This is a genomic window from Nocardia sp. NPDC003726 (assembly GCF_053586955.1).
On the sequence record NZ_JBSFNF010000004.1, the window covers coordinates 107,499 to 120,912 of the forward strand.

Consider the following 13,414-nt stretch of genomic DNA (forward strand, 5'->3'; position numbering starts at 1 on the left):
TCGCTGACCCGCATCCAGCGACGGCCGATCGCGATACGGTGGGCGGAACGGCCTCACATGGCAGGGATGCCGGTAGGGCCGGTGTCCTTGAACAGTTCGGGGGCCGTGCGACGAACTTTGCCCAAGGCAGTGGTGGCACGCGCGGATTTCACGGCGTGCAGAGCGGGTACGGCGGTGCGCCACATGTCGACAGCGTCGGTGTGCTTGCCGAGTTTCCAGCGCAGCAGCCCGGTTTCAGCAGCGCTGAGCGCCCACACACGGGCGTGCGTCTCGCGATCCCAGATGGTGGTGGCCAGCTCGTAACAACGTGCGGCATTGGCGAGGTCGCCTAGGGCGAGGAACGTCTTTGCGGTCTGGTCCACAACCGTCCCCTTGTTGGGGCACCACATCGACACCCAGCGGGGCTGTTCGCTGGTCAGGTCAGGAGTTATGTGGGGTTCAGCGGTGCGCAGAGCGGCCAGTGCTCGACTGTGGTCGCCGGTTTCGGCGTGGCAGCGTGCGACTGCGATCGTGAGCAATGCCGCCACATCCGGTCCGAGTCGGCCGCCGTCCCGAGTTACGGCCGCTTCGGCGAGGGCGGGACTACGCCGTAGCCGGAGCCGTGGCTCAGGAGGCCGAAGGGGTCGGTGGCGGGAGTGTCCGCCCATCGCGGCTGGCGGCTCGCGCGGTGGTGATCGACGTGTGCGACCACGTCGGCCGCAGGTGCGAACCAGCCACGTCTACGGCGCTGCCGCGATCGCGAGGCCGATCAGCGCGGCGACCTTGACGACCTCCAAGCCGATGTACCAGTAGTGCGCGTGGGAGCGCGGCAGATCCTCGCCGGCCAGTACGCGATCGGACCGGCGGGACAGTGGCGGGCGAACCGCCACGATTTGGACGGCCAGCACTACTGCGGCGATGCCGAGCCACACCCAGGTCGCGGTGCCGGGGGCGACGATCAGGGCCGCGAGTACCAGCAGTGCCGCGAGCACTGCTTCGACGGTGTTGAGCGCGCGGAACACCAAGCGGCCGATGCCGAGACCCAGCGGCAGTGTGACGCCGGGGGCGCGGAACTTCAGGGGCGCTTCCAGGAAGGAGATGGCCAGCACCATGCCGAGCCAGAGCATGGGCAGGAACCACAGGAGATGCTGTGCGATCGTATCCACGTCGCGGACCCTACCGGCGCGCGGCGGATGCGGGCAGGGTCCAAAGGCCCGCGCGGCTCACAGCTTGACCAGCGTGCGGCTGTACTGCGGGATCAACCGGATCTTGCCCGCGGTGCCGAAGTCGATGGTCACGGTGGCCAGTGGCCCGAAGCCCTCGGCGGCGATCACCCGGCCGAGACCGTACTTGTCGTCGCTGACCCGATCGCCCACGGCGAGAACCAGATTGGTGTTGTTGCGGGTCGCGCCGCCGGGAGCGGGCCTGCGCGGTCCGCGATCACGCAAGCCGGGCCGCGGCTCCGACCATCCGTCGCCGCGCGTCCAGTCCCGTTCCAATCCGTCGTCGTCGCCGCGCCGTCGCAGACCCCGCGTTCCGGGTGAACCGGCGAGCTCGAGCCGGCGCCAGTCGATGAGGTGACCCGGAATCTCCTGCAAAAAACGCGATTCGGGGTTCGACACCGGCTGGCCCCAGCCGGAACGCACCACCGCGCGCGTCAGATACAGCCGCTGCCTGGCCCTGGTGATGCCGACGTAGGCGAGGCGGCGTTCCTCGGCCAGCTCGGTCGGATCGCCGAGCGCCCGCATGTGCGGGAACTGCCCGTCCTCCCAGCCGGTCACGAACACCACCGGGAATTCCAGCCCCTTGGCGGTGTGCAGGGTCATCATCGTGACCACGCCGGAGCCCTCGTCCGGAATCTGGTCGGTGTCGGCCACCAGCGAGACGCGCTCCAGGAACGCGGCGAGCGAACCCGGATCCGGCTCGCCTTCGCCCACCTCGGGCAACAGCCCCTCCTGCCGGGCCGCCTCCGCGTTGTTGCGCGCCTCGGAGCTGAATTCCCGTGCGACACTGACCAACTCGTTGAGGTTGTCCAGCCGGGCGCCGTCCTGCGGGTCGTCGGAAGCCTCCAGCTCGGCGCGATAGCCGGTGCGCTCGAGCACCGCCTCGACGACGTTGCCCACATCGGGAAAGTCGGATTCCGCTTGTTCGCCCGCGGCCCTGATGTCGTCGAGCAGTTCGAGGAAGCCCGCGATGGCGCGCTGCGCGCGCGTGTTCAGCAGCGCCACCTTGCCTTCTGCGGCGTCGCGCAAGGCGGCGGCGAAACCGATTCCGCGCTGTTCGGCATGCACCGCCACGCAGGCTTCGGCCCGATCGCCGATGCCGCGGCGCGGGGTGTTCAGGATGCGGCGCATGCTCACCGCGTCGTCGGGGTTCTCCAGCACGCGAAGGTAGGCGACCACGTCGCGTACCTCTTTGCGCTCGTAGAAACGGACGCCGCCGACCACCTTGTAAGGCAGGCCCATCCGGATGAAGATCTCTTCCAGCGCGCGGGAGTTGTTGTTCGTGCGGTAGAACACCGCGACATCGCCGTAATTGGCATCGCCTTGGTCGACCAGCCGGTCGATCTCGCGGGCGACGAACGACGCCTCGTCGTGCTCGTTGTCGGCGACGTAGCCGGTGATCAGCTCGCCCTCGCCGGAATCGGTCCACAGCTTCTTGTCGCGCCGGTTCTCGTTGCGCGAGATCACCGCGTTGGCGGCGGAGAGGATGTGCTGGGTGGAGCGGTAGTTCTGCTCCAGCAGAATGGTTTCCGCGTCGGGGAAGTCGCGCTCGAACTCCTCGATATTGCGGATCGTCGCGCCGCGGAAGGCGTAGATGGACTGATCTGCGTCGCCCACCACGCACAGTTCGCTCGGCGGCACCCGGTCCTGCGCCGCGTCTTCCGCGTGGTGGCCGACCAGCTCGCGGACCAGCACGTATTGCGCGTGGTTGGTGTCCTGGTACTCGTCCACCAGCACGTGCCGGAACCGGCGGCGGTAGTACTCGGCGACCTGCGGGTGGTTCTGCAGCAGCGCCACCGTCTCGCCGATCAGATCGTCGAAGTCCAGCGCGTTCGCCGAGCGCAGCCTGCGTTGATACTCGGTGTAGACCCGCGCCACCAGGCCGGGCAGCTCCGTGTCGTCCGATTCCGCGTCGGCGGTGGCCCGGGCCGGGTCGATGAGTTCGTTCTTCAGATTCGAGATCGCCGTCGCCAGCAGCCGCGCCGAGTACTTCTTGGCGTCGATGTCCAGGTCGCGGCTGATCATGGTGAGCAGGCGGCGGGAATCGTCCGCGTCGTAGATGGAGAAATTGGAGTTCAGGCCGGGCAGCAGCGCCGCCTGGGTACGCAGGATGCGGACGCAACTGGAGTGGAAGGTGGAGACCCACATGGCGTTCGCCCGGGGGCCGACCAGCCCGGTCACCCGCTCCCGCATCTCCGCGGCGGCTTTGTTGGTGAACGTGATGGCCAGCACCTGGCCCGGCGTGACGCCGCGGGCGGCCAGCAGGTAGGCGATGCGACGGGTGAGCACGGCCGTCTTGCCCGAGCCCGCGCCCGCCACGATGAGCAGTGGGGAACCGGTGTGCACCACCGCCGCGCGCTGCTGCGGATTCAGGCCGTCGAGCAGGCGCTCGGCCTCCTCGGCGCGCCGCTGTTCCCGCTCGACACGCTGCCGCTCGCGCTCGGCATCCGTCGGCGGCGCCTCCGGAATGGCGGCAGGCTGCGCCGCCTCCGCTGCCTTACCGCCGGCGAGCTGCGGTTTCGATGTCGGATCCGGGTGCACGACCCGACCGGCCTGCGTCTTGGGAGCCACCGTGATGTCCATCGTCCATCCACGCTACCGGCGGCCACCGACAGAGATGAAGCCCCGGGTGACATCGGTATCGGTTCGGCCCCGGCCGACTGAACGGCGAGTGAACTCCCCCTGGTGGGAAGGGTGCGTGAAACGACCAGCGATTCTCGCGCGATTGCCAAACGTACCCGTTTTGCATACCCCCCAGCCCGTGGCACACTGGCGACATGCTCAGCGCTTTCGCAAGACATCCGATTCGGCGGCCAGCCGAACGCCGGGATCGCGGAGCCTGTACCTGAGCACACCTACTTGGGGGGACAATACAAGGCCCCACCAGGTCTGTTTCACGGTGAAAGAACTGATCGGTAACGAGCCGTCGGCACGCGCCGATCGAAGTTCTGACACGAGGAGATGAATGATGAGCACCCCTGCCACGACGACCGGGTCCGAATCCGCGCTGCCGCAGACCGAGGCCGAGATCGACAAGCTCCGCAAGGAGATCGACCGTCTCGACGCGGAGATCCTGGCCGCGATCAAGCGCCGGACGGAGATTTCCCGGATCATCGGCCGGACGCGCATGGCGTCGGGCGGGCCGCGCCTGGTGCACAGCCGCGAGATGAAGGTGCTGGAGCGCTTCAGCGAACTCGGCCAGGAGGGCCACACCCTCGCCATGCTGCTGCTTCGCCTCGGCCGCGGTCGCCTCGGCCACTGAACCGATAGCACGCGGCGCTCGCGAGACCGTCGCTTCCGAACAGGCCGCCCCGGGTGTCTTGCACCCCGGGGCGGTCGCTTCATGTCCGCCCATGCCGGCCCACCGACGCTATCCGGGTTCCGCGGCCGTTGCCTGCCCTGCGGTGGAATCGTTCAGGACACGCAGGTCGGCCCTCAGCTCGGCTTCGATAGGTTCCGCATGCGAGCGAATGGCGGGATGAACGTGGCGAAGATACTCGAGGTCCTGACTCGTCCGTTCGATCGCGGCCGCTCGTTCCGCGGGGGTGCCCTCGGCCGCGATCGTGCGATTGGTCAGAACACGCCAATCTATTCCCGATTCGTCCAGCGCCTGTCGCAACGCCGCACCGGGCGGCTGATGCAACCCGATGAAATCTATGTCCGCGGTCGTGAGATCGAACATTTGGGCTTCGAAGAAATGGCCGGCGCGAAAGTCCGCTCCGAGATAGTCGCGGCCGATGGGAGCCATACCGTTCACTCCGGCGCCATAGGAGTATTCCGAAGGGTTGTCCACGGGGGAGGGTATCGCCAGTTCCCTCTCCACCAGCGAGTCACCGAACGTGATGGTCGTTCGTGACCGGACCTCCGGCTTCAGGTAGATCTGATTGTCGCCGTAGTTCAGCTCCGACAACGCATCGATCATGCCGTCTTGGGACGGTCGCACTCCGTCCACGGCGACGTAGCCGTAGACGGGCGGGTTGTCGTGGACGTGCGGGCCGAACCACTCGGCCTCGGCATGGGCGCGAACGCCCGCGGGGTTGCGAATGCCCCTGATCCGCCCTTCCTCGAGGATTGCCAGGAGTTTGTCGTCGCGGACGCGGATAGCGAGCGGTTTCCCGTCGAGCGCGTCTTTCAGCTCACGCCGCATCTGCTCGCGTACCTCGGCGCTGTCCCGGCCGAGAGAAGCCGCCGTTTCCTCGATTCTCCGGTCGATGAGGGCGTATTGCTCCAGCCGCGACAGCCGACGGTTGGCTATGAAGTCGCCCAATTCCTCGTTGGTCGGTGTTCTCTCGCCGAAACGTCGATTCAGGTCGGCTTCGAGTCGCTGTCCGGCCCGGCTCAGCGACGCTCGGTCCGGCGGCGGGGGGCACAAATCCCGCCTGGGACCGGCATCGCCACCTGCCGCACGCCGGATCGCGAGGTCACCGTCGGCGTCGCCGTGCGTATGGGCCTCGATGACGTGCCGGGAACCGCGGGCCGCGCCTGTCTTCATGTCCGCGACGCCCTCGGCTCCCTTCTCGGTCAGCCGTTTCAGATCGTCCACGACCCGCAAGAAGGCTCTGACGATGCCGTTGCTCAATCCGGCATCACCGGCGCCCGCGCCTTCTCATGATCAGCCCCTTCGCCGCCTCCTCCGACCCCAGGTCGAGGCTAGTGTCGAAGCTCGACGAAGTCGTCCCCCGGAAAGCATGGGGATGTGGGCGATCGCCGCCGACAGATTCAGGTGCGCGACCGATCGCGTTCGGTACCGCGGCACTCTCTCACGTAAGCGCGATGTACTTGGTGGACAGGTACTCCTCGATGCCCTCGGTGCCGCCCTCCCGGCCGAAGCCGGACTCCTTGACGCCGCCGAAGGGGGCGGCGGGGTCGGAGATGACGCCGCGGTTGACGCCGACCATGCCGGATTCCAGGCCCTCGGCGATCCGTAGCGCGCGCTCGAGGTCGCGCGTGTAGACGTAGCTGACGAGCCCGAATTCCGTGTCGTTGGCGGCGGCGAGCCCCTCTTCCTCGGTGTCGAAGCCGACGATCGGCGCGACCGGGCCGAAGACCTCCTCGCGCAGGATCCGCGCTTGCGGCGGGACGTCGCGCAGCACGGTGGCCGGGTAGAACCAGCCGGGCCCGTCGGGCGCCTTGCCGCCGATCAGCACCTGCGCGCCCTTCTCGACGGCGTCGTCGACCAACTCGCCGACCGTGCGCAGCTGCTCCTCGTTGATCAGCGGGCCCAGCGTGGTGTCCGGGTCGGCGCCCGGCCCGAGCCGCACGCTGCTCGACATCGCCTCGACCAGTTTGCTGGTGAACTCCTCCAGCACGCTGTTGTGCACGTGGAAGCGGTTGGCGGCGGTGCACGCCTCGCCGCCGTTGCGCAGTTTCGCCAGCATCGCGCCCTGCACCGCGGCGTCGACGTCGGCGTCGGCGAACACCACGAACGGCGCGTTGCCGCCGAGTTCCATCGAGGTGCGCAGCAGCCGGTTCGCGGATTTCTCCACCAGCTTCTTGCCCACCTCGGTGGAACCGGTGAAGGTGAGTTTGCGCAGCCGGGAGTCGTCGAGCAGCGGTTGGGTCACCGCGCCGGAGCGGCTGGAGGTGAGCACCGACAGCACGCCGTCGGGCAGGCCTGCCTCGCTGCACAGCTTGCCGAGCAGCAGCATGGTCAGCGGCGTCGCGGAGGCGGGCTTGACGATCATCGTGCAGCCCGCGGCCAGCGCGGGGCCGATCTTGCGCGTGCCCATGGCGAGCGGGAAGTTCCACGGCGTGATCGCCAGGCACGGGCCGACCGGCTGCTTGTGCACCATGATCCGGCCGGTGCCGGAGGGGGCGTGCAGATAGCGCCCGTGCACCCGGGCGGCCTCCTCGCTGAACCAGCGGAAGAACTCGGCGCCGTAGCGCACCTCGTTGCGGCTCTCCGGCAGCGCCTTGCCCATTTCCAGGGTCATCAGCAGGGCGAACTCCTCCGCGCGGGCGGTGATCTGCTCGAATACCGCGCGCAGGATCTCCCCGCGCTCCCGCGCGGGCGTGGCCGCCCACTCGTCCTGCACCGCCACGGCCGCGTCGAGCGCGCGCAGCGCGTCCTCCGGCGTCGCGTCCGCGACGTTCGCCAACACCTCCCCGGTCGCCGGGTTGTGCACCGGGAAGGTGCCCGCGCCGGTGGCGTCGACGGCCCGCCCTCCGATCCACAACTGCTTCGGTACGGATTCGAGAAGTTCACGTTCGGACACCATGACGCCAGCCTATGCCCGATGGGGGAACAGTTCCGGCGGTCCGGCCGACTCTCCGCGCCCGCAGCCGTGCGCGCGGCGGCGCCTGCTTGTACTCTCGGCGAACGTGAGCAGCGACATCACCGCGACGGCGGCCTGGCGGAAACTGCACGATCACCACGGCGCCGTCGCTGGACGACACCTGAGGGAGTTCTTCGCCGACGACCCGGCCAGGGGCAGCGAGCTGACCGTCCAGGTGGCGGACCTGCACATCGACTACAGCAAGCACCGCGTGAACCGCGAAACCCTGCACTTGCTGGTGGAATTGGCGCGCGAGGCGGGCGTGCCGCAGCGGCGCGACGCGATGTTCCGCGGCGAGCACATCAACACCTCGGAGGACCGCGCGGTCGGCCACGTCGCGCTGCGGCTGCCGGAAGGCGAGACGATGATCATAGACGGCGTCGACGCGGGCGCCGAGGTGCACGAGGTCTTGCGGCGGATGGGCGAGTTCACCGACGCGCTGCGCTCCGGCGCGTGGCGGGGGGCGACCGGCGAGCGCATCACGACGGTGGTGAACATCGGCATCGGCGGCTCGGATCTGGGGCCGGTCATGGTGCACCAAGCGCTGCGGCACTACGAGGACGCCGGCATCGGCGCCCGATTCGTCTCCAACGTCGATCCCGCCGACCTGGTCGCGAAGCTGGACGGGCTGGACCCGGCCACCACGCTGTTCATCGTCGCGTCCAAGACCTTCTCCACCCTGGAGACGCTCACCAACGCGACCGCGGCCCGGCGCTGGCTGGTCGCCGCGCTCGGCGAGGACGCCGTGGCCAAGCACTTCGTCGCGGTCTCCACCAATGCCGAGCGGGTCGCGGAATTCGGGATCGACACCGAGAACATGTTCGGTTTCTGGGACTGGGTCGGCGGACGCTACTCGGTGGCGTCGGCGATCGGCCTTTCGGTGATGGCGACCATCGGCAAGGAGCGCTTCGCGGAGTTCCTCGCCGGTATGCACGCGGTGGACCGGCACTTCGCCGAGGCGCCGCTGGAGGCGAACGCCCCGGTGCTGCTCGGCCTGCTCGGCGTCTGGTACTCGAACTTCTTCGGCGCGGAATCCCATGCGGTGCTGCCGTATTCGAACGATCTGGCCCGCTTCCCCGCCTACCTGCAGCAGTTGACGATGGAGTCGAACGGGAAGTCGGTCCGCGCCGACGGCACGCCGGTCACCACCTCCACCGGCGAGATCTTCTGGGGCGAACCGGGCACCAACGGCCAGCACGCCTTCTACCAATTGCTGCATCAGGGCACCCGCCTCATCCCGGCGGACTTCATCGGCTTCGCGCAGCCCACCGACGATCTGGCGACCAGCGACGGCACCGGCAGCATGCACGACATCCTGATGAGCAACCTGTTCGCGCAGACCAAGGTGCTCGCGTTCGGCAAGACCGCGCAGGAGATCGCCGCCGAGGGCACCGATCCGGCGATCGTGCCGCACAAGGTGATGCCGGGCAACCGTCCGTCCACCACCATCCTCGCGCCGCGGCTCACGCCGTCGGTGGTCGGTCAGCTGATCGCGCTCTACGAGCACCAGGTGTTCGTGGAGGGCACCATCTGGGGCATCGACAGTTTCGACCAGTGGGGTGTCGAGCTCGGCAAACAGCAGGCGCTCGCTTTGGCGCCGCTGCTCACCTCGGCGGAAGAGCACGAACCGCAAGACGACTCGTCGACCGACTCGCTGATCCGCTGGTACCGCGCCAACCGCTGATCTCGTTCGCTAGTCCGTCGGACGGTCGCGCTGCGCCTGGTCCAATTGCTGGATGATGTGCGAGGTCGATATCGCGATCAGGATGCCGATGACGCCGAGGTCGAAGGCGACCTGCACCATGGTGGCCACCTTGGCGGCGGTTCCGACCGCGTGCACGTCACCGTAGCCGACCGTGCCCAGCGTGACCATCGTGTAGTAGAGCGCGTCGGTCCGCGTGTGCAGACCCTCGAACTGGCCGGGTGCGCGCAGTTCGAGCACGTAGTAGTAGAGGGCGAAGAACGTCACCACGACGCAGACGACGAGCAGCACGTCGTTGATCCGCCCGACGGTCGCGCGCGGATCCCTGATGTACCGCCGGATCCGCCACCGGGCCAGCCAGATCAGGCCCGCGACGCCGACGACGAACGCGAGCAACGCCGGCACGCCGGACAACCGGCCCAGCGGCACGGCCTGCAGCGGCAGGAAGTAGTAGAACAGCAGAGCGCACACCACGGCGAACAGGTTGTGCAGTGCCCGCGACGCCCTGCCGACCGCGCGATTCTCCGTCATTTTCCCATCATCGGGCCAGGTAGAGCGCATGAGCCACAACACGCGCCGGACGATGCGAAGTTCCCGCCCGCTCGGATGCGGCAGGGACCGGCACGCGAACGGGTGCCCGGATCGCGCCACGGTCGGGAACCTTCACGGACCGGCACTGAGTGGTCTCCGAATTGGCGGAGCACCTCTGCGCGGGCACGCACGGCTTCACCTGAATGGGAACCGAACGTGACCGCGCCGCGCGGACCAGGGTCGCCGCTGCGACCCGTAGTGCTGTGATGCTGGGCCAGTGGCAGCAACCTGTCGCGCCGAGTCTTCGGCTGAACGCATGCCGAGACCCCGGATCGCCGGATTCGGTTGTGCCGGATCGCTCGCTCGCACCGACGCGGTGCGTCGACTGCCCGCCGACGAGACGTCGACCAGCTCGGACGATGTGCGCACGCTAAGAGCTGCTCGGATCGGCGGCCGAGGGCGGGACGGCCACCGTGTGGCTTCCCGCATTCCAGCGCAGCACGAGGTCGGCGCGCTGCCTGGTGGCAGCGACGAGATCGGCGTTGCGCAAGTCGCTGTTGTGCACTTTGTCGTGCGCCAGCGCGGGCGTGCGGCCACCGCGAATGTGGCGGTGCAGCAGGCGCTTCCCGAGCACCTCGCGCGCGGCGTCGAGATACCAGCATTCGTCCAGCAGCGGGCGGACCACCGACCACCGCCGCGTGCCGAAGTCGTCGAGCAGTAGATAGTTGCCTTCGGTGAGGACGATGGACTGCCGGTCGAACACCACTCCCCCGGGCACCGGGGCATCGATGGACCGGTCGAAGGTGGGCCACGGCACCGGCTCGCCCACCGGGGTAGCGCGCAGGCGGCGCAGCCCCGAGACGTAACCGTCGACGTCGAAGGTGTCCGGCTCGCCTTTGCGCGCGAGGCTTTCGGTCGCCCGCAGGACGTCGTTGCTCAGGTGGTAGCCGTCCATGGGTGCGATTTCGGCGACCGCGTCGCCCGCCGCGAGGTTGATCGCGTCCCGCAGCGCGACCGACAACGTGGATTTACCCGCCCCGGGCGGCCCCGCGATGCCGAGCAGATACCTCCCCCGCGCGGCCCGGTCCAGCACCCGCCGGACCAGCCAGCTCAACGGTCTGTCGACGAACTCCGCTGCCACCGCCGTCACACTACCGCCGCCTCATGGCTGCCCGCGATCCATCGTCGTCGCAGCTGGTCGGGGGTCGCGCTGGTGATGCTGATCCCCGTCCACAGCGCCGACGGCGCCGGGGAGCACTGCGTCTACGGCGCACGTTCCCCCCTGCTCCACCACACGTTCACCTGGCTCGACACCCGCTGAGGGCGCGGCGCCGGGTCTCTTTATCCGGATGTCTCGCCTCCGGGGACCGCCGCACCTGAACCGGTCCCCGGTAGCTCGAACTCAGACGAACGCACGCTCGATGATCGCGCCGGTGTCGACGCCGGTGGGCAGGGTCCCGTACGCGATGCCCCAGTCGTCGCCGAGCCGGGTGGCGCAGAACGCGTCGGCGACGGCGGGGTGTCCGTGCCGGACCAGTTGCGCGCCTTGCAGCACCAGCGCCATCAGCTCGACGACCCGCCGTGCGCGGTATTCGATGTCGTTGAGATCCGACAGTTCCTTGCCGACCCGGGCGATCGCGTCGTCCAGGCGCGGGTTCTCCCCCTTGGCGAGCGACACTTCGTTGAAGTACGCCTCGACCGTCTCCGGCTGCCGCCCCATGGCGCGCAGCGCGTCCAGCGCGGCGACGTTGCCCGAGCCCTCCCAGATCGACATCAGCGGCGCTTCCCGGTACAGCCGCGGCATTCCGGACTCCTCGGCGTATCCGTTGCCGCCGAAGCATTCCAGCGCCTCGGCCGCGTGCGCGGGCGCGCGCTTGCACACCCAGTACTTCGTCACGGCGAGCGCGATGCGCCGCAGCGCCGCCTCGGCCGGATCGCCGCCCGCGCGATCGGTGGCCCCGGCCAGCCGCATCATCACGGTGGTCGCGGCGTCGGACTCGATCACCAGATCGGCCAGCACGTTGCGCATGGCGGGCTGGTCGATCAGCTCGGCGCCGAAGGCTTTCCGGTGCCGTGCGTGGTGCACCGCGTACACCGCGCCGGCCCGCATGCCGGTCGCGGAGCCGATCACGCAGTCCAGCCTGGTCATGTTCACCATCTCGATGATGGTCTTGACGCCCGCGCCCTCGGCGCCGACCAGCCAGCCCGTGGCGTTCTCGTACTCGATCTCGGAGGAGGCGTTGGACTTGTTGCCCAGCTTGTCCTTCAGCCGCTGGATGCGGATGGGGTTGCGGGCGCCGTCGGGCAGCACGCGGGGCAGCAGGAAACAGGACAGGCCGCCGGGCGCCTGGGCCAGTGTGAGGAACATGTCCGACATCGGCGCGGAGGTGAACCACTTGTGGCCGACGATCCGGTAGGAGCCGTCCGGCTGCGGCGTCGCGGTGGTCGTGTTGGCGCGCACGTCCGAGCCGCCCTGCTTCTCGGTCATCGACATGCCCGCGATGAGCCCGGCCTTGGCGGACGGTTCGCGCAGCCCGAATTCGTAGACGCGCGAGCCCAGCAGCGGTTCGTATTTCGCCGCCAGTTCCCGGTTGTGCCGCAGCGCGGGGACCACCGCGTAGGTCATCGAGATGGGGCACATGTGGCCCGCGTCGGCGGTGCCCCAGGTGTAGAACTTCGCCGCGCGCGCCACGTGCGCGCCGGGCCGGTCGTCCAGCCACGGAGCGCCGTGCAGGCCGTGCTCGACGGCGACGCGCATCAGGTCGTGCCAGTGCGGGTGGAACTCGACCTCATCGATGCGGTGGCCGTAGCGGTCGTGGGTGCGCAGCACCGGCGGGTATTCGTTGGCCAGCCTGCCCCACTCCTGCGCTTGCGCGCCGCCCGCGAGCGCGCCGAGTTCCCGCACTTCGGCTTCGGCCCAGCCCGCCCCTTCGCGGTGCAGGCCCTCCAGCAGGGCCGGATTGCGCGAGACGTCGAAGGGCACGATGTCGGGCACCTGGTTGAAGACTTCATGCGTCTGCATCTGACACTCCTGATTCCTGCCGGGCGTCACCCGGGTGGTCGCGCAGGCCGAGCGCGCGGATCGCGAAAGCGGTGAGTTCGGGGACGACGGCTTCGCCGTGCGGCGCGTCGGCGAGCGGGCCGACCAGCACCTCGCCGATCGCCCCGACCAGCGCGGCGGCGCTGATCCTCGGGTCCTGCGGTGGGAGTTCGCCTCGCGCGATGCCTTCGGCCACCGCCGATTCGAACGTTTCGGCGAACGCGCGGCGGAAGCGCAGGCGTTCGCTGTCCACGGCCGCGTCGACGGGCTCGGCGAGCAGCACGTAGGCCAGGTTCGGGTTCTTCAGAGCGCGGCCGGCGAAGGTCTCCACCGCCGCGGTGACCCGCTCGACGGCCGTTCCCCGCGCGCCCGCCGCGGCCACGGCGGCGACCTCGCGGGCGACCACTTTCCGGAACACCGCGCGCACCAAGGCGGCTTTGCCGTCGAAGTTCTTGTAGACGGTGCCGGTGGCCAAGCCCGCCTCGGCCGCGACCGCAGCCATGGACAGCGCCGCGTAGCCGCCGCGGGAGAGCACCTTGGTCGCGGCCTGCACGATCAGCCCCGCCTGAGCGTCCAGGCGGGCCTGCACGGCGGGTGTTCTCCGGTAGGCCACCCAAGAAGTGAAGCATGAATTCATTTCTTCACACAAGAGGGCTTTTACGGC

At 69.0% G+C, this 13,414-nt stretch carries 11 protein-coding genes; 2 read left to right on the forward strand and 9 right to left on the reverse strand.

The window, feature by feature from the left end; translation table 11 throughout:
- Positions 1 to 53: 53 nt before the first annotated feature.
- From ACWDMM_RS07195 to pcrA, 3 genes are all read right to left on the reverse strand, one after another.
- Positions 54 to 362 carry a hypothetical protein gene (locus ACWDMM_RS07195; RefSeq protein WP_449936435.1) on the reverse strand — a complete coding sequence of 103 codons (309 nt, stop codon included), beginning with the start codon at positions 360 to 362 and terminating at the stop codon, positions 54 to 56.
- Between the two features lie 357 nt (positions 363 to 719).
- Entirely contained in the window at positions 720 to 1,145 is a 426-nt protein-coding gene (locus tag ACWDMM_RS07200) for a hypothetical protein (RefSeq protein ID WP_357208073.1), read from the reverse strand.
- A 57-nt stretch (positions 1,146 to 1,202) separates the two neighbouring features.
- A complete protein-coding gene (gene pcrA / locus ACWDMM_RS07205) occupies positions 1,203 to 3,785 on the reverse strand; it encodes a DNA helicase PcrA (protein WP_449936438.1) in 2,583 nt (860 codons plus the stop codon).
- 385 nt (positions 3,786 to 4,170) lie between these two features.
- On the opposite strand from pcrA, the gene ACWDMM_RS07210 reads away from it, so the two are divergent.
- On the forward strand, positions 4,171 to 4,464 hold the full coding sequence (locus tag ACWDMM_RS07210) for a chorismate mutase (RefSeq protein ID WP_062977356.1): 294 nt from the start codon (positions 4,171 to 4,173) through the stop codon (positions 4,462 to 4,464).
- Between the two features lie 108 nt (positions 4,465 to 4,572).
- Here the strand turns inward: ACWDMM_RS07210 and ACWDMM_RS07215 are convergent, their stop codons facing one another.
- The gene (locus ACWDMM_RS07215) at positions 4,573 to 5,781 is read right to left on the reverse strand and encodes a hypothetical protein (protein ID WP_357103868.1); all 1,209 of its coding nucleotides are present in this window, start codon (positions 5,779 to 5,781) and stop codon (positions 4,573 to 4,575) included.
- A 181-nt stretch (positions 5,782 to 5,962) separates the two neighbouring features.
- Entirely contained in the window at positions 5,963 to 7,420 is a 1,458-nt protein-coding gene (locus ACWDMM_RS07220) for an NAD-dependent succinate-semialdehyde dehydrogenase (RefSeq protein ID WP_195078362.1), read from the reverse strand.
- A 103-nt stretch (positions 7,421 to 7,523) separates the two neighbouring features.
- On the opposite strand from ACWDMM_RS07220, the gene pgi reads away from it, so the two are divergent.
- Positions 7,524 to 9,161 (forward strand): glucose-6-phosphate isomerase, encoded by a 1,638-nt coding sequence (pgi, locus tag ACWDMM_RS07225; RefSeq protein ID WP_449936441.1) that lies wholly within the window; start codon positions 7,524 to 7,526, stop codon positions 9,159 to 9,161.
- A 9-nt stretch (positions 9,162 to 9,170) separates the two neighbouring features.
- On the opposite strand, the gene ACWDMM_RS07230 is transcribed toward pgi, so the two are convergent.
- From ACWDMM_RS07230 to ACWDMM_RS07245, 4 genes are all read right to left on the reverse strand, one after another.
- The gene (locus tag ACWDMM_RS07230) at positions 9,171 to 9,710 is read right to left on the reverse strand and encodes a potassium channel family protein (RefSeq protein ID WP_195078360.1); all 540 of its coding nucleotides are present in this window, start codon (positions 9,708 to 9,710) and stop codon (positions 9,171 to 9,173) included.
- Between the two features lie 430 nt (positions 9,711 to 10,140).
- On the reverse strand, positions 10,141 to 10,851 hold the full coding sequence (locus ACWDMM_RS07235) for a nucleoside/nucleotide kinase family protein (RefSeq protein ID WP_323124148.1): 711 nt from the start codon (positions 10,849 to 10,851) through the stop codon (positions 10,141 to 10,143).
- A 261-nt stretch (positions 10,852 to 11,112) separates the two neighbouring features.
- Positions 11,113 to 12,732: an acyl-CoA dehydrogenase family protein gene (locus ACWDMM_RS07240; protein WP_449936444.1), complete on the reverse strand. Its 1,620-nt coding sequence runs from the start codon at positions 12,730 to 12,732 to the stop codon at positions 11,113 to 11,115.
- On the reverse strand, positions 12,719 to 13,363 hold the full coding sequence (locus ACWDMM_RS07245) for a TetR/AcrR family transcriptional regulator (RefSeq protein WP_449936446.1): 645 nt from the start codon (positions 13,361 to 13,363) through the stop codon (positions 12,719 to 12,721). The genes ACWDMM_RS07240 and ACWDMM_RS07245 overlap by 14 nt, the downstream gene beginning before the upstream one ends.
- Positions 13,364 to 13,414 lie beyond the last annotated feature (51 nt).

Coding starts and splice junctions, on each gene's coding strand:
- ACWDMM_RS07230 (WP_195078360.1), bottom strand. CDS start 9,710: ATGACGGAGAATCGCGCGGTCGGCAGGGCGTCGCGGGCACTGCACAAC.
- ACWDMM_RS07240 (WP_449936444.1), bottom strand. CDS start 12,732: ATGCAGACGCATGAAGTCTTCAACCAGGTGCCCGACATCGTGCCCTTC.
- pcrA (WP_449936438.1), bottom strand. CDS start 3,785: ATGGACATCACGGTGGCTCCCAAGACGCAGGCCGGTCGGGTCGTGCAC.
- ACWDMM_RS07210 (WP_062977356.1), top strand. CDS start 4,171: ATGAGCACCCCTGCCACGACGACCGGGTCCGAATCCGCGCTGCCGCAG.
- ACWDMM_RS07220 (WP_195078362.1), bottom strand. CDS start 7,420: ATGGTGTCCGAACGTGAACTTCTCGAATCCGTACCGAAGCAGTTGTGG.